At 57.0% G+C, this 20,228-nt stretch carries 24 protein-coding genes and 1 pseudogene; 10 read left to right on the forward strand and 15 right to left on the reverse strand.

Annotated elements, in window-relative coordinates; translation table 11 throughout:
- Window positions 1-92: 92 nt before the first annotated feature.
- Window positions 93-869 (reverse strand): IclR family transcriptional regulator, encoded by a 777-nt coding sequence (locus H8S11_RS00160; protein WP_186851785.1) that lies wholly within the window; start codon window positions 867-869, stop codon window positions 93-95.
- Window positions 870-1,063: 194 nt separating this feature from the next.
- Here H8S11_RS00160 and H8S11_RS00165 point away from each other — a divergent pair, with 194 nt between their 5' ends.
- From H8S11_RS00165 to H8S11_RS00175, 3 genes are all read left to right on the forward strand, one after another.
- Window positions 1,064-1,720 (forward strand): bifunctional 4-hydroxy-2-oxoglutarate aldolase/2-dehydro-3-deoxy-phosphogluconate aldolase, encoded by a 657-nt coding sequence (locus H8S11_RS00165; RefSeq protein ID WP_147573083.1) that lies wholly within the window; start codon window positions 1,064-1,066, stop codon window positions 1,718-1,720.
- 64 nt (window positions 1,721-1,784) lie between these two features.
- Window positions 1,785-2,807 carry a sugar kinase gene (locus H8S11_RS00170; protein ID WP_147573085.1) on the forward strand — a complete coding sequence of 341 codons (1,023 nt, stop codon included), beginning with the start codon at window positions 1,785-1,787 and terminating at the stop codon, window positions 2,805-2,807.
- A gap of 13 nt (window positions 2,808-2,820) precedes the next feature.
- Window positions 2,821-3,777 (forward strand): bifunctional 4-hydroxy-2-oxoglutarate aldolase/2-dehydro-3-deoxy-phosphogluconate aldolase, encoded by a 957-nt coding sequence (locus tag H8S11_RS00175; RefSeq protein WP_186851786.1) that lies wholly within the window; start codon window positions 2,821-2,823, stop codon window positions 3,775-3,777.
- A 128-nt stretch (window positions 3,778-3,905) separates the two neighbouring features.
- Here H8S11_RS00175 and H8S11_RS00180 read toward each other — a convergent pair whose 3' ends face one another.
- Genes H8S11_RS00180 through H8S11_RS00195 form a run of 4 tightly spaced genes read right to left on the reverse strand, consistent with a single transcriptional unit; the run spans window position 3,906 to window position 7,502 of the window.
- Complete coding sequence (locus tag H8S11_RS00180; protein WP_186851787.1) at window positions 3,906-4,673, reverse strand: SDR family NAD(P)-dependent oxidoreductase; 768 nt, start codon at window positions 4,671-4,673, stop codon at window positions 3,906-3,908.
- A 52-nt stretch (window positions 4,674-4,725) separates the two neighbouring features.
- Window positions 4,726-5,487, reverse strand: coding sequence for an IclR family transcriptional regulator (locus tag H8S11_RS00185; RefSeq protein WP_186851788.1), 762 nt, complete (start codon window positions 5,485-5,487; stop codon window positions 4,726-4,728).
- A 28-nt stretch (window positions 5,488-5,515) separates the two neighbouring features.
- Window positions 5,516-6,469: a C-terminal binding protein gene (locus tag H8S11_RS00190; RefSeq protein WP_186851789.1), complete on the reverse strand. Its 954-nt coding sequence runs from the start codon at window positions 6,467-6,469 to the stop codon at window positions 5,516-5,518.
- 10 nt (window positions 6,470-6,479) lie between these two features.
- Complete coding sequence (locus H8S11_RS00195) at window positions 6,480-7,502, reverse strand: zinc-dependent alcohol dehydrogenase (RefSeq protein WP_186851790.1); 1,023 nt, start codon at window positions 7,500-7,502, stop codon at window positions 6,480-6,482.
- A gap of 228 nt (window positions 7,503-7,730) precedes the next feature.
- On the opposite strand from H8S11_RS00195, the gene H8S11_RS00200 reads away from it, so the two are divergent.
- The 5 genes from H8S11_RS00200 to H8S11_RS00220 all read left to right on the forward strand — a co-directional run bounded on the left by H8S11_RS00200 (window position 7,731) and on the right by H8S11_RS00220 (window position 11,739).
- Complete coding sequence (locus H8S11_RS00200; RefSeq protein ID WP_186851791.1) at window positions 7,731-7,907, forward strand: hypothetical protein; 177 nt, start codon at window positions 7,731-7,733, stop codon at window positions 7,905-7,907.
- Window positions 7,908-8,042: 135 nt separating this feature from the next.
- Window positions 8,043-9,800 carry a threonine--tRNA ligase gene (thrS, locus tag H8S11_RS00205; protein ID WP_186851792.1) on the forward strand — a complete coding sequence of 586 codons (1,758 nt, stop codon included), beginning with the start codon at window positions 8,043-8,045 and terminating at the stop codon, window positions 9,798-9,800.
- Window positions 9,801-9,904: 104 nt separating this feature from the next.
- Window positions 9,905-10,525, forward strand: coding sequence for a flavin reductase (locus H8S11_RS00210; RefSeq protein ID WP_147573092.1), 621 nt, complete (start codon window positions 9,905-9,907; stop codon window positions 10,523-10,525).
- Between the two features lie 135 nt (window positions 10,526-10,660).
- Complete coding sequence (locus H8S11_RS00215; protein WP_147573094.1) at window positions 10,661-11,221, forward strand: RNA polymerase sigma factor; 561 nt, start codon at window positions 10,661-10,663, stop codon at window positions 11,219-11,221.
- The gene (locus H8S11_RS00220) at window positions 11,218-11,739 is read left to right on the forward strand and encodes a hypothetical protein (protein WP_186851793.1); all 522 of its coding nucleotides are present in this window, start codon (window positions 11,218-11,220) and stop codon (window positions 11,737-11,739) included. Before H8S11_RS00215 ends, H8S11_RS00220 begins: the two co-directional genes overlap by 4 nt.
- 253 nt (window positions 11,740-11,992) lie before the next feature.
- On the opposite strand, the gene H8S11_RS00225 is transcribed toward H8S11_RS00220, so the two are convergent.
- Genes H8S11_RS00225 through H8S11_RS00240 form a run of 4 tightly spaced genes read right to left on the reverse strand, consistent with a single transcriptional unit; the run spans window position 11,993 to window position 13,338 of the window.
- Entirely contained in the window at window positions 11,993-12,682 is a 690-nt protein-coding gene (locus tag H8S11_RS00225) for a CHAP domain-containing protein (RefSeq protein WP_186851794.1), read from the reverse strand.
- Entirely contained in the window at window positions 12,679-12,885 is a 207-nt protein-coding gene (locus H8S11_RS00230; RefSeq protein WP_147573100.1) for a hypothetical protein, read from the reverse strand. The genes H8S11_RS00225 and H8S11_RS00230 overlap by 4 nt, the downstream gene beginning before the upstream one ends.
- Window positions 12,869-13,114: a hypothetical protein gene (locus H8S11_RS00235; RefSeq protein ID WP_147573102.1), complete on the reverse strand. Its 246-nt coding sequence runs from the start codon at window positions 13,112-13,114 to the stop codon at window positions 12,869-12,871. Before H8S11_RS00235 ends, H8S11_RS00230 begins: the two co-directional genes overlap by 17 nt.
- The gene (locus tag H8S11_RS00240) at window positions 13,111-13,338 is read right to left on the reverse strand and encodes a hypothetical protein (RefSeq protein ID WP_186851795.1); all 228 of its coding nucleotides are present in this window, start codon (window positions 13,336-13,338) and stop codon (window positions 13,111-13,113) included. The genes H8S11_RS00235 and H8S11_RS00240 overlap by 4 nt, the downstream gene beginning before the upstream one ends.
- Before the next feature lie 534 nt (window positions 13,339-13,872).
- Between H8S11_RS00240 and H8S11_RS00245 the strand changes: the two genes are divergently transcribed.
- Window positions 13,873-15,102, forward strand: a complete 1,230-nt coding sequence (locus tag H8S11_RS00245; RefSeq protein ID WP_243200880.1) for an HlyC/CorC family transporter — start codon at window positions 13,873-13,875, stop codon at window positions 15,100-15,102.
- 85 nt (window positions 15,103-15,187) lie between these two features.
- On the opposite strand, the gene H8S11_RS13805 is transcribed toward H8S11_RS00245, so the two are convergent.
- The 6 genes and pseudogenes from H8S11_RS13805 to H8S11_RS00270 all read right to left on the reverse strand — a co-directional run bounded on the left by H8S11_RS13805 (window position 15,188) and on the right by H8S11_RS00270 (window position 19,308).
- A complete protein-coding gene (locus tag H8S11_RS13805) occupies window positions 15,188-15,592 on the reverse strand; it encodes a NifB/NifX family molybdenum-iron cluster-binding protein (RefSeq protein ID WP_243200898.1) in 405 nt (134 codons plus the stop codon).
- A 153-nt stretch (window positions 15,593-15,745) separates the two neighbouring features.
- Window positions 15,746-15,958, reverse strand: a pseudogene (locus tag H8S11_RS14025) (ArsR/SmtB family transcription factor); the annotation flags it as partial.
- Window positions 15,959-16,078: 120 nt separating this feature from the next.
- The gene (locus H8S11_RS00255; RefSeq protein WP_186851796.1) at window positions 16,079-17,437 is read right to left on the reverse strand and encodes a PFL family protein; all 1,359 of its coding nucleotides are present in this window, start codon (window positions 17,435-17,437) and stop codon (window positions 16,079-16,081) included.
- Between the two features lie 171 nt (window positions 17,438-17,608).
- A complete protein-coding gene (locus H8S11_RS00260; RefSeq protein WP_147573110.1) occupies window positions 17,609-17,878 on the reverse strand; it encodes an ACT domain-containing protein in 270 nt (89 codons plus the stop codon).
- Between the two features lie 84 nt (window positions 17,879-17,962).
- Entirely contained in the window at window positions 17,963-18,544 is a 582-nt protein-coding gene (yfbR, locus tag H8S11_RS00265) for a 5'-deoxynucleotidase (RefSeq protein ID WP_186851797.1), read from the reverse strand.
- Window positions 18,545-18,669: 125 nt separating this feature from the next.
- Window positions 18,670-19,308 carry a helix-turn-helix domain-containing protein gene (locus H8S11_RS00270; protein ID WP_186851798.1) on the reverse strand — a complete coding sequence of 213 codons (639 nt, stop codon included), beginning with the start codon at window positions 19,306-19,308 and terminating at the stop codon, window positions 18,670-18,672.
- A 150-nt stretch (window positions 19,309-19,458) separates the two neighbouring features.
- On the opposite strand from H8S11_RS00270, the gene H8S11_RS00275 reads away from it, so the two are divergent.
- Window positions 19,459-20,058 (forward strand): TetR/AcrR family transcriptional regulator, encoded by a 600-nt coding sequence (locus tag H8S11_RS00275; RefSeq protein ID WP_147573113.1) that lies wholly within the window; start codon window positions 19,459-19,461, stop codon window positions 20,056-20,058.
- The last annotated feature ends 170 nt before the right edge of the window (window positions 20,059-20,228 follow it).

Here is a 20,228-nt window from a genome sequence, read left to right on the forward strand (position 1 = left end):
CCAGACAAATTAAGGGCTGGAATATTAACAAATTCTTTATTTGCTAAAGAATAAAAAAACCTGGGAGGAAAAGTTCCTCCCAGGAAAACGCTTTATAGAGCTGTACAGCCCATCATACGGCTGATATCGCGGGTCAACCGGAGCAGTTTGGGCAGCAACTGCTCCATAAACTTATCGGTCATTCGGAAAACAGGAGCAGAGATACTGACTGCGGCTACAGGGTGGTCAGACCAGTTGAAAATTGGGGCGGCTACACAGCGTACACCTGGCTCGTGCTCCTCGTCATCCACGGCATAGCCCAACCTACGGACCCGCTCTAGACTGGAGCGGAGTGTGTCCAGATCTGTGATGGTCTTTTCTGTGTAGGTGTGGATCTCGGAGCTGTCCCATACCTTGATGACTTCCTCATCGGGGAGATAGGCCAGTATGCTCTTGCCCACTCCGGTGCAGTACATAGGATTGCGGCAGCCGACATAGGAGGCCATTCGAACCAGAGGGCGGGCGGGCTCCGCCTTATAGATGTAGATCACGTCGCTGTTATCCCGCTCTACCAAATGGACCACTTCCTGGCAGTCGGCGGCCAGCTCGTCCAGCATGGGCTTGGCGGCGGTGAGCAGATTCAACGCAGTGGAAACGCGGCTGCCTACCTCAAACAAGCGGAGTGTCAGCCGGTATTTGCCGCTCTCCTGGTCTTTGCACGCATAGCCGCGTTCAACCAACACGCCCAGCAGCCGGTGGGTCGTGCTGATGTGCAGACCAGTGGTGGCAGCCAGGTCGGACAGGGACATCCCCTGTGGTGCAGTGGAGAGCGCCTCCGTGATATCTAACACACGGGCCACAGACTGGACCGAGCCAGAGGATCCATTCATGTGATCCGCCCCCTTTACAATTATTTTTTCCAGCATAACACAATTTGTCATAGGTCAGCAATAGTTTTTACACAAAATAGAGACAAAAATTTTATGAAAAGAGAGGATTGACATGAGAGGAAAAAAGAGATATAAATGTGTTTGGATATCATAATACGATAAAAATTTTCATAATATGAAAAATGGAGGCCGCTATGAGAGAACAAGTTATCCAGATGGTAGAAGAGGAGAAGATCATCGCCATCGTCCGCGGCATCGATGCGGAAAAGTGTATGAAGGTGGCGGACGCCCTGTATGAAGGTGGAATCCGGCTGATGGAGATCACTTTCGATCAAAAGAATCCAGACTCCTTCCCAGTGACGGCCAACGCCATAGCCGAAATCGGAGCCAAATACCAGGGACGGATGCTGGTAGGCGCCGGTACGGTCACCACACCGGAATTGGTGGAGCTGGCTGCCAAGGCTGGCGCCAAGTACATCATCTCTCCTGACGTCAACGTGGAGGTCATCCGCCGCACACGGGAGTTGGGGCTGGTGTCTATGCCCGGTGCTATGACGCCCAGCGAAGTCATGACGGCGCATAACGCTGGAGCTGACTATGTTAAGCTGTTCCCGGCAGGCGAACTAGGCACCTCCTATGTAAAGGCTATCCGGGCTCCCATCAGCCATGTAAAGCTGCTGGCAGTGGGCGGCATCAATGAAAAGAACGTGGCCGACTATATGGCAGCGGGGATGTGCGGCGCCGGTGTGGGCGGCAATCTGGCCAACAAGAAATGGATCGAGGCCGGAGAGTTTCACAAAATTACCGAAACAGCCCGTGAGCTATTAGCTGCCGCAAAAAGCGTCAAGTGAGCGAGCGAAGAACGTGAATACCGCGGAGCCAATGAAATATCATCACAACGAGGAGGAAACTACAATGAAAAGAATTATCACCTTTGGCGAGATTATGATGCGCCTGAATCCGGAGGGGTACCTCCGTTTTGTCCAGGCGGACAAGTTTGAGGCCACCTATGCTGGCGGTGAGGCCAACGTTGCCGTGTCCTTGTGCAACTATGGCATGGACGCCGCCTTTGTCTCCAAGGTTCCGGCCCATGAGATTGGCCAGGCTGCGGTCAACGAGCTGCGCCGTTACGGTGTGGACACCAGCCTGATGATCCGGGGCGGCGACCGCTTGGGCATCTACTTTGCCGAAAAGGGCGCCTCCCAGCGGGCCTCCAAGGTGATCTATGACCGGGCCAACTCCGCCATTTCTCTGGCTAAGGCCTCTGAGTTTGACTGGGAAAAGATTTTTGCCGGTGCTGACTGGTTCCATTGGACCGGCATCACCCCGGCTCTGGGCGGCGAGCTGCCCGCCATCTGCCTGGAGGCTTGTAAGGCCGCCAAAAAGTTGGGCCTGACCATCAGCTGTGACCTGAACTACCGTAAGAAGCTGTGGACCCGCGAGGAGGCCGGCAAGGTCATGGCTGAACTGGTCCCCTATGTGGACGTGTGCATCGCCAACGAGGAGGACGCTAAGGATGTGTTTGGTATCGCTGCCACTGATACCGACCTGAATACCGGTAAGTTAAGCCACGAAGGATACATCAGTGTGGCCAAGCAGCTGACCGAGCGTTTCGGCTGTAAGAAGGTGGCTATCACCCTCCGGGGCAGCATCTCCGCCTCTGACAATGATTGGGCCGGCATGCTGTACAGCGACGGAAAGGCCTCCTTCTCTCCCACCTACCGGGTTCATATCGTGGACCGTGTGGGCGGCGGCGACAGCTTCGGCGGCGGCCTGATCTATGCCCTTCTGTCCGGTTATGACGACCAGAAAGCGATCAACTTCGCCGTGGCCGCCTCCTGCCTGAAGCACAGCATCGACCACGACTTCAATATGATGTCTGTCAGTGAAGTGGAGTCTCTGGCCGCTGGCAACACCTCTGGCCGTGTCCAGAGATAAGGGGGACATTTCTATGGATATTGTTGAAAAACTGGGTAACGCGGGCGTCGTGCCCGTAGTGGTGTTGGATAAGGCAGAGGACGCGGTTCCCACTGCCAAGGCCCTGCTGGCTGGCGGCGTGGATGTGATGGAGATTACCTTCCGCACCGCCGCTGCCGCGGATTCCATCGCCGCCGTAGCCAAGGAGTGCCCCGAGATGGTAGTGGGCGCCGGCACCGTTATTACTCTGGAGCAGTGCGAAAAGGCCGTGGAGTGCGGTGCCAAGTTCATCGTCTCCCCCGGCTATAGCGACGAAGTGGTAGCCTGGTGTGTGGAAAACGGCGTGGCCATCACTCCCGGCTGTGTCACCCCTACGGAGATCATGGCCGCCATGTCCCATGGCCTGAAAGTGGTCAAATTTTTCCCGGCCAATGTCTACGGCGGCCTGAACGCCATGAAGGCGCTGTCCGGCCCCTTTGGCTCTATGAAGTTTATCCCCACCGGTGGGGTCAATGGGCAGAATCTGGGCGAGTATATTGCCGCTCCCTTTATCCATGCTGTGGGTGGGAGCTGGCTGTGTTCCAAGGGCGACATCGCTGCCCATGCGTTTGACAAGATCACCCGCCTGTGCCAGGAGGCCCGCCAAGCCGTTCTGGGATTTGAGGTGGCCCATATCGGCATCAATACCGCCAGTGACGAGGCATCCATGGATGTGTGCCAGGGGCTGAAGGACGCTTTTGGCTTTGAGATTAAGACGGGCAACAGCTCCAACTTTGCCAGCAGTGCTGTTGAGGTTATGAAGAGTATGTACCTGGGCCAAAACGGTCATATTGCCGTAAAGACCAACAGCATTGCCAGGGCCGCTGTGGAGCTGGAGAAGCATGGCTTCCAACTGGATGAATCCACCGCCAAATATAAGGGTGAAAAGATGATTGCTGTCTATCTGAAGCAGGAGTTTGGTGGCTTTGCTGTCCATCTGCTCCAGAAGTGACCTTCTGAACAAGATGTTTTTCCCATTCCTTTCTTCATGTGGAAGGCCCCCGCTCGATTGCCATTTCGAGCGGGGGCCTTCCATATCATTTCTATATTAAGAGCTTACGGGTGCCTAGCAGGACCGCCTTACTTAACCAAGTAGCCGCCGTCCACAGGAATGACGGCCCCGTTGAGGTAGTCAGAGGCCCGGGAGGCCAGAAATACCACTGTCCCCTTCATATCCTCCGGGGTGCCCCAGCGGTGGGCGGGGATCCGGTCGGTGATCTCACGGTAGCGGGGGTTGCTGACATCGGTGAGTGCCACATTCATATCTGTATCCATATAGCCGGGGGCGATGGCGTTGACCTGGATCCCCTTGGAGGCCAGCTCATTGCACAGGGCTTTGGTCATCTGGGCCACTCCCCCTTTTGAGGCGGCATAGGCGGGGACGGTCATACCGCCAAAGAAGCTGAGCATAGAGGCAATGTTGACAATCTTCCCGCAGGGCTGTTCCTTTTTTAGAAATTCTTTGGCAGCCATTTGACACAGGTCAAAGGGAGCGGTCAGGTTGACATTGAGTACGTCCTTCCAGTCCTGAAGAGGAAATTCGGGGCTGGGGTGGCGGCGCTGTATGCCGGCGGCATTGACCAGAATATCCAGGCCGCCCAGCAGAGCGACGGCTTGGTCAAAGGCCTCCTGCCTGGCCCGGTCGTCGGCCAGGTCCACGGCGATGCCTTTGCACCAATAGCCCTTTGCTTCGAATTGGGCGGCCACCTCGATCACCTTTTTGCTGGTACCAAAGATGACTACAGCGGCGCCGGCCTCCATCAGGCCCTCCGCCATGCCGTGGCCCAGTCCTCTAGTGCCGCCGGTGACAATAGCCTTTTTCCCGGTGAGATCAAATAAGCTGTTCATGGGAAAACCTTCCTTTCTCCGCAGGCCTCTAGGCCCGCGCTATCATCGTGTATCAAAGGGAATAGCCGATCAGTTCAGTCAGTCGGACCTTCACTTCCCGCAACAGATCGGCATACCGATCCTGATTCTGTCTCATACGAGCGTCCGAGCTGGAAATACTGACCGCGTAGGCCGGCCTGCCGGTCACGTCCAGGATGTCAACAGCGACACAGGAGATGCCAGGCTCCCGCTCCTCCCAGTCATAGGATACCCCCGCCAGCCTGCATTCCTCCAGCTGGCGCTCCAGCTCGGGAAGGGAAGACACCGTGTTGGGGGTATAGGTGATGATCTGGGAGCGGGACCAGATGTCCTCCACCTCCTGGCGGGACATATCGGCCATCATGGACTTGCCCACAGCAGTGCTGTACATGGGTAGCTCCATGCCCAGGCAGGAGCCCATGACGACTACGCCAGAGGAGGGAATGACCTTGTCGATATACCGGATATTGGTGTCCGACCGCTCGGCGAAGTGGATGGTTTCGCAAGCCTGCTCGGATAACTGCTGGAGCAACGGGTGGGCCAGCTGGATAACTGTGCTGTGCTGGGGCACCCGCTGTCCCAGTGCGAGCATCTTATAAGTCAACCCGTACCGGCTGGTGTTCTCATTCTGCCTGACATAGCCCAGCTCTGTCAGTGTGCCTAGAATGCGATGGACCGTAGTGACGCTGAGTCCGGTAGCGCCGTGGAGCTCCCGGACGCCCATCTCTCCCTGTGCGGCCAACTGCTCCAGAATGGAGAAGGCGCGAGCAACGGACTGAATGGTATCCTCGGCCATGGAGATTCCTCCTCTTGATTGGTGAATTTCAGATTTGGTTGACCGGATACAGCACCTTTTCCCCAGTGGCAAAGCGTACGGCCTCCTCGGCCACCTTGCGCTTCATCTCCTGGGCGGCCTCCTCGGAGTACCAGGCGATGTGGGGGGTGCACAGGAAATTCTCCAGCTCCAGCAGCTTGCTGGGGCGGGGAAGAGGCTCCTTCGCTGTGACGTCCAAGGCCGCGCCGGCGATCAGGGCGGTGGTCAGGGCGGTGTACAGGTCTTCCTCGTTGACGATACCACCACGGGAGGTGTTGACCAGATAGGCGCCCCGCTTCATTTTTTGGAAGGCGGCCAGGTCGAACAAATCGCGGGTGCAGGGCTGGAGAGGGCAGTGAATGCTGATCATGTCGGACTGCTCGAGCAGGGTGTCAAAGGATACGAGTTCCACTCCGTCAACCTGAGTGCCTGGCTGATACAAGGGATCATAGGCGATGCGCCGGCAGTCGAAGCCACCCATACGCTTGGCGAAAGTACGGCCGATGCGACCCATGCCCACGATACCTACCGTCTGGCCGGGGATGCGATGGATGGGCACCCCGTAGGAGTAGTCCCAGTCGGTGCCCTTGGTGTAGTTAACCATAGTGACAGTCTTACGCACCAGGGACAGCATGAGGGCCATGGCGTGATCTGCTACCTCGTTCATGCCGTAGTCAGGGACGTTGCATACCTGTACCCCCATCTCGGCGGCCGCGACGCAGTCGATATTATCTACCCCCACACCATAACGGACAATCATTTTCAGTTCGGGGCGCAGAGCCTGGATGACCCGGCGGGTCAGGGGAGTATACTGGTTCAGAATAATCTCGGCCCCCTTCAGCTGCTGAATAGCCTCCTCCTCCGTGTGGCACTGATAGAGGGTGAAATCCATACCAGCCTTCTGAAAGACGGCCTCCTCCTGGGCTAGATTCACATGGTCGTTATCGGAAATGACAATCTTCATGTTCCTCTCCTTACCTGCGGCAGTCCACCATGACCTTGACGGTGGGGACCTGGGGATCGTGGATCATATCGAAGACGTTGGCGCAGTCGGACAGGGGCAGGACATGGCTGATGAGCAGCTCCAACTCGTCAGAGATGCGCTGAGTCAGCTCCACGGCCTGGCCAAAGTCCCGTTTGGTGTAAACACGGGTAGCGGTCATGTTCAGTTCACGGAAATGCATATCGGCTAGAGCCACGGGATGGGGGGCCTTATGTACGCCTACCAGACAGATCATGCCGTCCGTGCGGCAGGGAGTAGTCATCTCCAAAGCGGCAGATTCGGCCCCGGTACATTCAAAAACAATGTCGGCCCCGTCTCCATTGGTGGCCTGACGGACATACTGGGTCAAGTTTGCTTCCTTGGAGTTGACCGCGTCAAAGCCCAACTTGGCGGCCATCTCCAGTCTGGCCTGATCAAAGTCGGAGATGATGATGCGGGAGGCTCCGCTGTGCTTGGCTACCACACCCACTAAGGCTCCGATAGGACCGGCTCCCATGATGACAATGCTGTCCATCGGCTTAAAGCCGGCTCGGTGCAGAGTGTGGACAGCCACAGCTAGAGGCTCGATGATTCCCGCTACTTTGCTGGAGACAGAAGCCGGGACCTTGAACAGTACATCAGTGTCACAGCACACATATTCGGCTACACCACCGTCTAGGTCGATGCCGATGATCTTCAGGGTATCGCACACATGGGGCCGGCCATTCCGGCAGGCAAAGCAGTGTCCACAGGAGATCAGAGGGTAGGGAGCAACTCGGTCGCCAACCTGAAAACCATTAGAGTCACCGGAGATATCTTCAATGACGCCAACAAATTCATGGCCTAGGACGAGAGGGGCCTTGGCCCGGGGATGGGTGCCGCTATAGATGCCAATGTCAGAGCCGCAGATACCGCAGTAGTCGATGCGGATCAGGGCCTGGCCCTCCTTGGGAACGGGCTTTTCCACTTCACGGACAGCCACCTTTTTAGGGCCTTCATAGATGAGAGCTTTCACAGTGAGTTTCCTCCTTTTGGTGTTCCAATATACGGAACAATGTTTCGTAAATATATTTTAACACGCAGAAATAGAGAAAGTCAATACAGAACCAAAGAAAAGGACATATACGGGCTATATCCCGCCTGTACGCTCTTGACAATCGGCTGAGGGGGTGATATAGTACCTGTGTTAAAACGGCTGAGAAGGAGAAGAAGCCTGAATCGACCACCCAGAGAGGGGCGCCCTGTGCTGAAAGTGCTCTGTGGAAGCGATGGCTGGTACCACTCCAGAGCTGCCCGGGACGACCGGGCCGGGGCTTTCCCGTTACAGGAGGTCACAAGCGGCAAGTTGTCCCGCTTTGCCTGTTCACGACTCGCAGGACTGGCGGCCTACGGCTGCCTCCCTCCGGCCCGCCTGCGTTGATCGAGACGGCGCGGTGATTCTTGCAAGCAGGGTGGAACCGTGGTGCGTATCAATACGCTTCACCCCTGACACATATCAGGGGCGGAGCGTATTTTTTTGTTCCTTCCCCTAAACGCGAGAAAGGAGCGACTGAAAATGTCCGAAGAAAACATCTATACCTTTGAAAATCCCGAATACCGCCAAACCTACTGGCACACCTGTTCCCATGTGATGGCCCAGGCGGTCAAGCGTCTGTGGCCCGAGGTGAAGCTGGCCATTGGTCCCTCTATCGACGAGGGCTGGTACTACGACATGGACGCCCCCTTCGCCTTTACCCCGGAGCATCTAGGGCAGATCGAGGGGGAGATGCGGAAGATCTGCAAGGAGAAGCTGAAGCTGGAGCGGTTTGAGCTGCCCCGGTCGGAGGCGATTCAATTCATGGAGGAGAAGGGCGAGCCATACAAGGTAGAGCTCATCCATGACCTGCCCGAGGATGCGGTCATCTCCTTCTATAAGCAGGGGGAGTTTACCGACCTGTGCGCCGGCCCCCACCTGGACTCCACCGGCCGCATTAAGGGCAACGCCTTGAAGCTTACCGCCTGCAACGCCGCTTACTGGCGGGGGGACTCCAACCGGGAGACTCTCCAGCGCATCTACGGCATCGCCTTCCCCAAAAAGGACGAGTTGGACGAATATCTGGCCCGGATTGAGGAGGCCAAAAAGCGGGACCACCGGAAGCTGGGCAAGGAGCTGGGCTTGTTCATGCTCCGGGACGAGGGCCCCGGCTTCCCCTTTTTCCTGCCCAAGGGCATGACCTTGAAGAATACCCTGCTGGACTACTGGCGGCAGGTCCACAAGAAGTACGGCTATGTGGAGATTTCCACCCCCATCATGCTCAACCGTCAGCTGTGGGAGAGATCCGGTCACTGGGACCACTACAAGAATAATATGTACACCACGGTCATTGATGACGTGGACTTTGCCGTCAAGCCCATGAATTGCCCCGGTGGTATGCTGGTCTATGCCAACGAGCCCCATTCCTATCGGGAACTGCCCCTGCGGGTAGGGGAGATTGGCCTGGTCCACCGCCACGAACTATCCGGCGCCCTTCACGGCCTGTTCCGCGTCCGCTGCTTCAACCAGGACGACGCCCATGTGTTTATGACCAGGGACCAGATGCAGGACGTGATTCAGGAGACGGTCCGCCTGTTTGACGAGGTCTACTCTGTCTTTGGATTGAGCTATACCATTGAGCTGTCCACTATGCCGGAGGACCACATCGGCACCGTGGAGGAGTGGGAGCGCAACCAGGAGATTTTGAAAAACGCTATCACCGACATGGGCAAGGACTTTGTTATCAACGAGGGGGATGGAGCCTTCTACGGCCCCAAGCTGGACTTCCACCTGGCTGACTCCCTGGGCCGTACCTGGCAGTGCGGCACCATTCAACTGGACAGCCAGCTCCCTGAACGCTTCGAGCTGGAGTACACCGGCGAGGACGGCCAGAAGCACCGCCCTGTCATGATCCACCGAGTGGTGCTGGGCTCTATTGAGCGATTCATCGGCGTTATCACCGAGCACTTTGCCGGGGCTTTCCCCGCCTGGCTCAATCCCGTCCAGGTGAAGGTGCTCCCTGTCACCGACCGGGCCGCACAGTATGCCGATCAGGTGTCCAAGGCCCTAGACCAGGCCGGCTTCCGGGTGGAGGTGGACCACCGCAACGAGAAGATCGGGAAGAAGATTCGGGAGGCCACCATGGAGAAGGTGCCCTATATGCTGGTGGTAGGAGACCGGGACGTGGAGAACAATACCGTGTCTGTCCGGCACCGCACCGGCGAGGACCTGGGGGCCATGTCCCTGACAGATTTCTCTGCTCTGCTGGCCAACGAAGTGGACAACAAGATTATCAAATAAATCGCGCAAAAAACCGCCGGAAACCCGTTTCCGGCGGTTTTTTTGTGCTTTGCGGGACATACTGGAAGGAGAAAAAGCCGGCCTGGCCGCCAAGGAGGAACGCCATGAAAAACGAAAGAGCTATGTATGCTATAAGCTACGGCCTGTTTGTTCTCACCGCCCGTCAGGGGGAGCGGGACAACGGCTGTATCATTAACACCGCCGTCCAGGTGACGGCCCAGCCCAACCGCGTTACCATAGCCGTCAACAAGGGAAACCTAACCCACGACATGATTCAGGAGACCGGAAAATTTAACCTGTCAGTCCTGTCTGAAGAGGCGGACTTCCAGTTGTTCAAGCGATTTGGCTTTCAGTCCGGCCGGGATAGCGACAAATTTGCCGGGACCGAGGACCAGGTCCGGCGGGGGGAGAACGGCCTGCTCTATCTGACACGGGGAACCAACGCCTGGCTGTCCTGCCGGGTCGTGTCCCATCTTGACCTGGGCAGCCACACCCTGTTTTTGGCGGATGTGGAGGATGGAGACCTGCTCAACGACCAGGCCAGCGCCACCTATGCCTATTACCAGGGCCACATCAAGCCTGGTGATTTTACCCACGCCACCGGGGACAAGAAGCGGTGGGTGTGTAGGATATGCGGTTATGTATACGAGGGGGACGAGCTGCCGGCGGACTATATTTGTCCCTGGTGCAAGCACCCAGCCTCGGATTTTGAGCAAGTAAAATAAAAAACCAGGGCCGGAGGGAAACCTCCGGCCCTGGTTTTCGTCTTGAGAAATAAGATGGTTGCGGCAAGACGGATTTCAGGCTAAAATACCTTTAGAGGATTGATTCTTTTGCCGCGTCCAAAAAGGAGGAGCGCCATGGAGGACCATAAGATCATCGACCTGTACTGGGCCCGGTCCCAGCAGGCTATTGTGGAGAGTGACCAGAAATACGGGCCCTACTGCCGCGCCATCGCCCTTGGGATACTGGCCATGCGGGAGGACGCTGAGGAGTGCGTCAACGACACCTGGCTCCGGGCGTGGAACGCTATGCCGCCCCAGCGCCCCTCGGTGCTGTCTGCCTTCTTCGGCAAGCTGACCCGCAACCTGTCCCTGGACCGGTGGCGGCGGGAGCGGGCGGCCAAGCGGGGCGGCGGTCAGGTGGAGGTGGCTCTCCAGGAGCTGGAGGACTGCCTGCCGGACTGTAGGGTGCCAGACCAGGAGCTGGATGCCAGGGAGACAGCCGACCTGATCTCCACCTTTTTGCGGACCCAGCCGGAGCTGGACCGCCGGCTTTTTGTCCGTCGATACTTCCATCTGGAGGCATTGTCTTCGCTGGGAAAGCGGTTTGGACTGACGGAGAGCCAGGTGAAGTCCCGGCTCTACCGGACCCGCCAAAAGCTGAAGCTGTTGTTGGAGCATGAGGGGGTGGCCATATGACATCGGAGTATTTGCTGGACGCCATGGGGCTGCTGGACGACGACATGATCCAGGACGCGGAGGAGGGGGCCAAGCCGGCCTTTCACTGGCGGAGATGGGGGGCGTGGGCCGCCTGTCTGGCTCTGGTAGTGGCTCTTGGTTATGGCGCCTCTCAGTTAGGAGCAGGCCAAGATGGAAGCAGCGCTGATACTGCTGGAGGTATTCCCTCCTCCTCTTCTGGAGAGGCCGGCGCTGCAAACAGTGACAGCACTGCTACCGCACCGGGGGAGAACTGTCAGCAGGGAGAGGGCGCTATCCTGGTATACCGGGATGGCCAGACTTACCATATCGTCCGCTCTGTGGAGAAGCTGCCGGAGGACAGCGAGCTTTTGGGTCTGCTGGAGCGGAACGACGGAGCGTCCCTGTACACGGACAGTGAGGAATATGCGGGCTGTGAAGTCTGGGAGGACGGTAGCGGATTCCTCTATGTCCAGATGCCGGACGGCACCTTCGCCCAGGCGGAGCTGGTACAGCCGTAGATACAGGCAGAACAGTGGGGAGGATTTCGTTTCGAAGTCCTCCCCATAGTTGTTTCATGACAAATGAGACAGTGGATGGGAAAGAAGGGGCTCTTTTGGGCTGCCACCATATCGTCTCCGCCCCAAAGAGCAGAGACGAATGATTTTAAGGAGAGTGAAAGAGAACGGTCTGTTTAGCTGATATAGGAAAAGTATACCGAATGCTGCGTCACGTTCTTTTTATCCTCCTCATTTTTATTGTATCAAGATAGATTTACTGGCCGCTGATCTTCCCTAGAAGATTGGCATAGCTCACAGCGGCCTCTTCCCGCGTCAGGAAGGACTTGGGGCGGGCAATAGAGCCGTCCACCTCGCTCATGACGCCCGCCGCGACGATCCGACGGATTTGACCAGCATACCCTGGCTCTGCCTTCTGCTGGGACAGGTCGTCCAGATAGCGGTCCATATATTTTTTCCAGTCCTCGTAAGACATCTGCTCCCCCTCCTGATAGTTGGGGCGGTAAGCGCCCACGATGTATGTTTTGTCCCGCTTCCGCCGCATGACGGAGCCGCCGTTGGCCTCGCTGCCGGAGCCAGTGTTGCCGTCGATGGTGGTGATATACTGTCCGTCCCAGTCCTCGCAGAGGCCTACGTGCTGGGCATTTTTCTTCCCATCAAAGTTGAAGAAAATGACGTCGCCAGGGCGATAGTCGGACACGGCCTGCGCCCTGTGGTAGGACAGGAGAGTGGGACAGTAGGCCGTTTTTCCCCCGCCGTAGTATAGTTCGGACGCCCCGGCTTCCCGGAAGCACCACCACAGAAAGACGGCGCACCAGGCGTAGCTGCCGCCGGACACCTCTCGGCCGTAGTAGGCTGTGTTGTATTTGACCCGGTTGCTGTCGGCTGGCTGCTCCTTGGTGCCCAGCTCTTTCCGGGCAGTGGATAGGAGCCGTTCCACAGTCATTCTTCTGTACCTCCATCCACCGCGTCCTGGAGCTTCTGACTCTGGGTGCCGAAGTAAAAGGCAATGATAACTGCATAGATGGTCATGAAATCCTGGTCGATACGGGAGGAAATCGCCAGATAGGCAAATACGCCAGTTAGAACCAGGGTGACGATACTTTTGACGGAAAAGAGCACGGACAGACGTTTATAAATGTTGTTCAAGGTTATCTTCCTTCCTGTTTGTCAATATCGTTTTAAGGGACAGGAGCAGCAGCTCGCCGCCGAAAAAACCGAGGATGACGCCTAGGAGCGCCGCGGGATCACTGCCGGTCCTAGACAGGATGCGAAGGGCCCACAGGCTGCTCAGACTGCCGAAGGCGACGCAGTATACCACAGTGACCTTGGCAAACAGATGCGGTACATCCCGGAGCCACTGAAATAGTCCTCTCATGGCCGTCCTCCCTTCAAATCCCGGATATCGTGTTCCGCCTCGGTCATCCGACCCTCCAACTGGTAGGTGCGCTCGACAAGCTTGTTGTGCTCGGCTACCTTGAGTTCCAGCTGTTCGATGCGGTAGTTGGTCAGCTTGTTGGCCACCAGGATGCCGCCAAAGGTACCCACCAGAGTGCCAATCAGGGACATGGACGCGGCAGCTAGGGCTGTATAGTCTATCATGGCGCCACCTCCTGGGACAGCTTTGGGTCCGTAGGTAAAAAGAGGGTGGGATGCCGGATGTGCTGCCAGCGGGGCGATTTTTCCGCTGCCCTGCCTTCCCTGGCCTCTGACCAGCCGGGCCTGTTGTCAATATGTTTGATAGAGATCACCTCCAATCTAACAGGGCACAGGTCCGTTGGAGGACGTTTTGGGACAACTAGACAGGAAAAGTTTTGTGGGAGCGCCAGGAGAGACTAAGAGATTCGGATGGTAAAAATAGGGACACACACAAGGGGCGGAAAATGGAGCTGAAGATGTACGGCAAGCCGGGAGAAAATGAAGCGGGATAGGGGTAACCTCTGTGGGATAATTCATCATTTTTTTGTGAAGAAACCGTAAAAATTGGGGATGATATTGACAAACAACGAGAAGATGTATTTGCATTGTAAGGGAAATCATGGTATACTAACAAACTAATATGGGACCCGTGGCCCATAATTTTATCAGGAAAGCAGAGTTGATACATTTCCAATGTTAGACAGTGCCAGTATCGGGATGATTATTGCGCTAATCATTCTGATCGCCATGTCAGCCTATTTCTCCGCGACGGAGACCGCATTTACCTCACTGAACCGCATCCGCCTAAAAAATAAGGCGGACAACGGCAGCCGCCGGGCCGTCAAGGCCCTTGAGCTGTCAGAGGAGTACGACAAGCTGTTGTCTACTATCCTCATCGGCAACAATATTGTCAACAACGTAGCGACCACCATCGGCGCGGTATTGTTTATCAAGCTGCTTAATGAAGAGAGCGGCCCCGCGGTATCCGCTGCGGTACTGACCATCGTGATCCTCATCTTTGGCGAGGTCACCCCCAAGAGCCTGGCAAAGGAAAATCCGGAGGGCTTTGCCATGTTTTCCGTCTCCCTGCTCCAAATCTTCGTGGTAGTCCTGACTCCTTTGAATTTCCTGTTTACCCAATGGAAACGCCTGATGTCCAAGATCTTTCGCAGCAGACGGGACGACGGCATCACAGAGGAGGAACTGGTGGGCATGGTAGAGCAGGCCAGGACCGAGGGCGGCCTGGACGAGCATGAGGGAGACCTAATTCGTAACGCCATCGAGTTCAATGACCTGGAGGTGTCCGAGATCCTTACCCCTCGGGTAGATTTAGTGGCTGCTGAGGAGGGAAGCACCATGGAGGAGGTGGCCTCCCTCTTCGTGGAGAGCGGCTACTCCCGCATCCCTATCTATCATGAGACTATCGACAACATCGTGGGCGTCGTCCATGAGAAGGACTTTTACGCGGCCCGATACCGGGGAGAAACTATGCTGTCTCACCTCAAATCCCCTGTGTTTTATACCACTGGAAACACCAAAATATCAGAGCTGCTCCGTATCCTGCAGAAGAACAAAGCCCATATGGCCATAGTGGTGGACGAGTACGGCGGGACAGAGGGTATCGCCACATTGGAGGACATCCTGGAGGAACTAGTGGGTGAGATCTGGGATGAGCATGACGAGGTTATTGAGATATTCCAGAAGCAGCCGGACGGCAGCTATCTTATCGCCTGCTCCGCCGATCTGGATGATATGTACGATTTGTTCCAGGTCAAAGGAGCCTGTGAAGCGGCTACCGTGTCCGGCTGGGTCATGGAGCAGGTGGGCCGGGTTCCCGAGGAGGGAGACCACTTTGAGGCTGAGGGCCTGGATGTAACCGTCACCCGGGTTGAGCACCGGCGGGTGCTGGAGATCCAGGTCCGGATGATTGACTCCGGGGAAGAATGAGCAAAAAGGGTGCCGATACCTCTGGTATCGGCACCCTTTTTACATTACCGCTGTCTAGATACAGGGAAAGAGGGAACAAGGCGTTTTATCCGTTTCCGGCGCAGCCGTGCTTGTCCTCCCCGCAGGAATGGCTATGGCAGTTATGCTCCCCATCATGATGGTGGCTGCACATGGTGTCCGGATCATACTCCAACCGGCCGGCCAGCAGGTCGGCCGCCGCTTGGTCAGAGTCACCGGTGACGCCGGGATAGAGCTGAATGCCAGCCTGGGCCAGAGCGGTCCTGGCCCCACCACCAATGCCTCCACAGATCAGGGTGTCCACCCCAAGATTTTGAAGGAATCCAGCCAGGGCTCCGTGGCCGCTGCCAGCGGCGCTGACCACCTGGGATGAGCGGACGGATCCCTCCTCCACAGAGTACACCTTGAACTGTTCACAGTGGCCGAAGTGCTGGAATACTTGGCCGTTTTCGTAAGTGACTGCGAGTTTCATCTTATTGACCTCCCAAGATTTCGCGGAGAGGGGAGTGGGAAAGGCGTTGGCCTCTCGGCAGCCGGGGCGGCCGTCCGGACCGCAGTCCCCGCAAAGGAGCGGCGATGCCTGGGCCAGAGCTGCCAGGGCAGAGGAGACGGCCATCAGGTCCGTTCCTGCTGTCCGATAGTGGGTAAAATAGCCTCGCTTCTCACTGGAGACCAGACCGGCCTGCCTCAATACCTTTAGGTGCTGAGAAACCGCGGCCTGTGAGATGCCCAGCTGACGGGCCAGGGCGCGGACGCAGTAGTCCCGGCGGCCAAGCAGCCGAAGGATCAGCAGCCGGTTGTCGTCGGCCAGAGCCTTCAGCGCGGTGGTCAGTTCCACATCCCGCCCTCCTCTCTGTTCTGTGATGCCCCTATCATAGCACGTTTTTTAAATAAGTCAATACTTAATTAAAAAAGAAAAAAGAGAAACCGCCAAGAGGCGGTTTCTCCCGTAAAATAATCAGTTTTTCAAGCTCTGCATGGGAGCGGGGATACGGCCGCCACGGGCCACGAAGGCGTCAGCGGAGAAGGGGTGGACGGGCTGCACTGGGGCGGACCCCAGCAGCCCGCCAAACTCCACAGTATCCCCAACCCCGCAGCCAGGAGCGGGGATGATGCGGACGGCGGTAGTCTTGGAGTTGACCATACCGATGGCCGCTTCGTCAGCGATAATGGCGGAGATGGTCTGGGCCGGGGTATCCCCAGGGACGGCGATCATGTCCAGCCCCACGGAGCACACACAGGTCATGGCTTCCAGCTTGTCCAGTGTCAGGGCGCCGGACCGGGCGGCGGCAATCATCCCCTCATCCTCGCTGACCGGGATGAAAGCGCCGGACAGACCGCCCACAGAGGAGGAGGCCATGACGCCCCCCTTTTTGACTGCGTCGTTGAGCAGGGCCAGGGCGGCGGTAGTGCCGTGGGTTCCACATACCTCCAGGCCCATCTCCTCCAGGATACGGGCCACAGAGTCGCCCACTGCCGGTGTGGGGGCCAGAGACAGGTCCACAATGCCGAAGGGAGTGTCCAGCCGGCGGCTGGCCTCCTGGGCCACCAACTGACCCATGCGGGTGATGCGGAAGGCGGTCTTTTTGATGGTTTCCGCCACCACGTCGAAGGGCTGACCCCTGACCGACTGAAGGGCGTGATGGACCACGCCTGGGCCGGAAACGCCCACATTGATGACCCTTTCCGGCTCGCCCACCCCATGGAAGGCGCCGGCCATGAAGGGATTGTCCTCTACTGCGTTGCAGAACACCACCAGCTTGGCGCAGCCAAAGCCGCCCCGGTCAGCGGTGCGCTCGGCCAGCTCCTTGATGGTCCGGCCCATCATGGCCACTGCGTCCATGTCGATGCCAGCCTTGGTGGAGCCCACATTGACAGAGGAGCAGACAATGTCGGTGGTAGACAGGGCCTCTGGGATGGAGCGGATTAGGATGCGGTCCGCTTCTGTCATCCCCTTTTGGACCAGGGCGGAAAAACCGCCGATAAAGTTGACTCCCGTAGCCTTAGCGGCCCGGTCCAGAGCAGCGGCGAAGGGGGCGTAATTGTCTGTCCGGGCGGCGGCAGCTACCAGGGCAATGGGAGTGACGGAGATGCGCTTGTTGACGATGGGGATACCGAACTCCTTTTCGATGGCCTCCCCTGTGGCTACCAGCTTTTCGGCATAACGGGTGATCTTGTCATAGATGTTGTCACAGGCCGCCTTCACCTCGCTGTGGGCGCAGGAGAGCAGGGAGATGCCCATGGTAATGGTACGCACATCCAGATGCTGCTGGTCGATCATCTGGATGGTCTGCATAATTTCATGTTGATTGAGCATAGTTGAACTCCTTTTATGGTCCAGCTTGGACCTTTCAATAAAATCACGCCCCGCCTTCGCGCGGATTTCCTCTAGGGCAGACCTGGAGCGAAAAGGGGTCCTACATTCGTTCCGGTCCGTCCGCGCCGCGCCGCCGAACTCTGTTCGGCGCGGAAAGGACAGCGCAGGCCATTAGATCCGATGCATCGCGTTAAAAATATCCTCTCGCTGGATGCGGATGGACAGGCCCTGCCCCTGGCCGGCCTGGTCCAGAAGGTCGGACATCTCACCGATAGAGGCGCTACAGGCGGAGGTGTCCACCAGCATGACCATGGTGAAATATTCCTGGAGTACGGTCTGGGAGATGTCCAGAATGTTGATGCTGTGTTGGGCCAGCAGGGAGCAGACGGAGGCGGTGATGCCCACCCGGTCCTTGCCGATGACAGTGACGATAGCCTTCATGACGAATACTTCCTTTCATAGATACTATGTACGCGGAGAGAGGAGCGATTAGAGTGGAGATGTTTGATCTTCATGTACAACGCCTTACTCTTCACTCAGTTCATCGAGGGTCAACTCAAACCCATCTAAAAAGCGATCCATGAAGTACCGGAGAGCGGGGATCTGGTTTTGGCACAGGGCGGCGTAGGTCTGTTCCTTGGCCTTTTTGAACTCGTTGTTGCCCGCCTTGACCTCCTCCACACATTTGAGGTAGGCGGACAGCTTGTCCGCCGCCTTGACCAGGGCACGAACCTGGGGATCGGGGATGGTGAGGGCCTCGTCATAGGCGGGGCGCAGGTCCTCCGGAAGCATGTTCAGCAGCTTCTGCTCCGCCACCGCCTCCACCTGCTTATAGGCGGACTGGATGTCGGGGTTGTCGTACTTGATGGGGGTGGGCATATCGCCGGTGAGGATCTCACTGGCGTCGTGGTACAGAGCGGCCACCGCCACCTGCCCCGGATCGATCTGGCCCCCAAAGTAGCGGTTTTGGATCACCGCCAGGGCATGTGCCAGGACGGCTACCTGGTGGGAGTGCTCCTGGATGTTTTCCAGCCGGGTATTGCGCATGAGCCCCCAGCGGTTAATGTACCGCATCCGGGAGATCATGGGAAAGAAGTGATGGGACACATCTGGGCCTCCTTAATCAGCGATTTGAAACAAAATTGATTGTAACATAGGCGCCTGGAGATGTAAACTGCTCTTTGAGGGAGAAAGGAAAAAAGAGGCGGCTGCCGCCGCCTCTGCTTAGAGATTTATGGTTTTGCGCCCGAGCCCCTTCGCCGGGCACGGATCCCCAGGAAAATCAGGAGAAGGATCAGCGAGCCCCGGAGCATCCCGATAGCGGCGGCAAAATAACTGGCGTAGTAACGAAGCTCCGGATTTGTGAGGATCCAATACAGATAGCGCATTCCTCCAAACAGCCCCCAGGGGGATACAGAGGTGTGAGGGTTGAATACCAGCAGACTGATGGCCACCGCGGTCCACCCCATCCACAGCCAGGGATGCTTTTTACAAAGCAGCAGAGGCAGGCCCAGCAGCATGAGCCCCGCCCCAATCAGGGATACGAGCCCCATACCGCCCAGCACCAGGCCCAGCAGGCCCACGACCTCCAGGGCAGCTCCCGCCTTCTGGACAGGGGAGAACCCTCTCTGTTCCGCCGCATAAACCACCTGTGGCTCCGGGGGAGCGGGGCGTTCCCCCTCCCGTACCAGCTCGTCCACGCTGATCCCGAACAGATCGGCCAGCCGGATCAGCTTGTCCAGATCAGGTACCGCCTGTCCCGTTTCCCACTTGCTGACGCTCTGCCGGGATACGCCCAACTTCTCCGCCAGGTCCAGCTGGGACAGCCCACTGCCTGTGCGCAGCTCATAAATCTTTTGAGATAGCTCCATCCTGGTTTGCTCCTTCTGATTTTAGGTTTGATACAGGCCTGTTTTATGGTATGATTATAGAGGAACGAGGGACAAACGGCAACCAATCTCCCTTGGAAATTCGCGCAACCGGCGGTTGCGCGACTGGATTTTTTCGAAAGGAGCCCCATTATGGCCAAGAAAAACACCCGAAATACCAAGGGACGCATCATCGAAGCGGCCTGGCGTCTGTTTTACCGCCAGGGCTATGACGACACCACCGTAGAGGAGATCATTGCCGAATCAGGCACCTCCCGGGGGTCCTTCTACCATTATTTTGAAGGGAAGGACGCCTTACTGTCCACGGTGTCCTACCTCTTTGACCAGAAGTATGAGGAACTGATGGCTACCCTGGACCCGGATGGAAACCGCTTTGACCAGCTTATGTACCTGAACCGGGAGCTGTTTGCCATGATTGAAAATTCTGTCTCCCTAGACCTGCTGGCACGGTTATACTCCTCCCAGCTGATCACCCGGGGGGATAAGCATCTGCTGGACCACAACCGTACATATTACAGGCTGCTGCGGCAGATCGTCCTCCAGGGCCAGGAACGCGGGGAGCTGCGGGGAGATGTGACAGTGAACGAGATGGTACGGGTGTACGCCCTGTGCGAGCGGGCCCTGATTTATGACTGGTGCCTGTCAGGTGGGGACTACTCCCTGCTTCAGTATGGAAAGACCATGATGCCCCGTTTTTTCCGGGACTTTCGTGCGGAGGAAGAAAATTTGTAGAATTGTATAAAATTTTAATTCATAAAATGTATAGTAGATAAATAAAGCAATACCAGAGCTTTTATGAAATTCTATGGAAGCATATTCCGGAGTTTATTCTATACTCTGTTCTGTATTTTATTCTGTTCTGACTTGTGGTAGAATACCCATACTGCCCCATGGGGGACATC

This window comes from Flintibacter hominis (assembly GCF_014287965.1).
Lineage (GTDB): Bacteria > Bacillota > Clostridia > Oscillospirales > Oscillospiraceae > Lawsonibacter > Lawsonibacter aceti.

What these genes read in the sequence shown, in the direction of transcription:
- H8S11_RS00160 (WP_186851785.1), bottom strand. Translation starts at nt 869, where the DNA reads ATGAATGGATCCTCTGGCTCGGTCCAGTCTGTGGCCCGTGTGTTAGAT.
- H8S11_RS00165 (WP_147573083.1), top strand. Translation starts at nt 1,064, where the DNA reads ATGAGAGAACAAGTTATCCAGATGGTAGAAGAGGAGAAGATCATCGCC.
- H8S11_RS00170 (WP_147573085.1), top strand. Translation starts at nt 1,785, where the DNA reads ATGAAAAGAATTATCACCTTTGGCGAGATTATGATGCGCCTGAATCCG.
- H8S11_RS00175 (WP_186851786.1), top strand. Translation starts at nt 2,821, where the DNA reads ATGGATATTGTTGAAAAACTGGGTAACGCGGGCGTCGTGCCCGTAGTG.
- H8S11_RS00180 (WP_186851787.1), bottom strand. Translation starts at nt 4,673, where the DNA reads ATGAACAGCTTATTTGATCTCACCGGGAAAAAGGCTATTGTCACCGGC.
- H8S11_RS00185 (WP_186851788.1), bottom strand. Translation starts at nt 5,487, where the DNA reads ATGGCCGAGGATACCATTCAGTCCGTTGCTCGCGCCTTCTCCATTCTG.
- H8S11_RS00190 (WP_186851789.1), bottom strand. Translation starts at nt 6,469, where the DNA reads ATGAAGATTGTCATTTCCGATAACGACCATGTGAATCTAGCCCAGGAG.
- thrS (WP_186851792.1), top strand. Translation starts at nt 8,043, where the DNA reads ATGTCCGAAGAAAACATCTATACCTTTGAAAATCCCGAATACCGCCAA.
- H8S11_RS00210 (WP_147573092.1), top strand. Translation starts at nt 9,905, where the DNA reads ATGAAAAACGAAAGAGCTATGTATGCTATAAGCTACGGCCTGTTTGTT.
- H8S11_RS00215 (WP_147573094.1), top strand. Translation starts at nt 10,661, where the DNA reads ATGGAGGACCATAAGATCATCGACCTGTACTGGGCCCGGTCCCAGCAG.
- H8S11_RS00220 (WP_186851793.1), top strand. Translation starts at nt 11,218, where the DNA reads ATGACATCGGAGTATTTGCTGGACGCCATGGGGCTGCTGGACGACGAC.
- H8S11_RS00225 (WP_186851794.1), bottom strand. Translation starts at nt 12,682, where the DNA reads ATGACTGTGGAACGGCTCCTATCCACTGCCCGGAAAGAGCTGGGCACC.
- H8S11_RS00235 (WP_147573102.1), bottom strand. Translation starts at nt 13,114, where the DNA reads ATGAGAGGACTATTTCAGTGGCTCCGGGATGTACCGCATCTGTTTGCC.
- H8S11_RS00240 (WP_186851795.1), bottom strand. Translation starts at nt 13,338, where the DNA reads ATGATAGACTATACAGCCCTAGCTGCCGCGTCCATGTCCCTGATTGGC.
- H8S11_RS00245 (WP_243200880.1), top strand. Translation starts at nt 13,873, where the DNA reads ATGATTATTGCGCTAATCATTCTGATCGCCATGTCAGCCTATTTCTCC.
- H8S11_RS13805 (WP_243200898.1), bottom strand. Translation starts at nt 15,592, where the DNA reads ATGAAACTCGCAGTCACTTACGAAAACGGCCAAGTATTCCAGCACTTC.
- H8S11_RS00255 (WP_186851796.1), bottom strand. Translation starts at nt 17,437, where the DNA reads ATGCTCAATCAACATGAAATTATGCAGACCATCCAGATGATCGACCAG.
- H8S11_RS00260 (WP_147573110.1), bottom strand. Translation starts at nt 17,878, where the DNA reads ATGAAGGCTATCGTCACTGTCATCGGCAAGGACCGGGTGGGCATCACC.
- H8S11_RS00270 (WP_186851798.1), bottom strand. Translation starts at nt 19,308, where the DNA reads ATGGAGCTATCTCAAAAGATTTATGAGCTGCGCACAGGCAGTGGGCTG.
- H8S11_RS00275 (WP_147573113.1), top strand. Translation starts at nt 19,459, where the DNA reads ATGGCCAAGAAAAACACCCGAAATACCAAGGGACGCATCATCGAAGCG.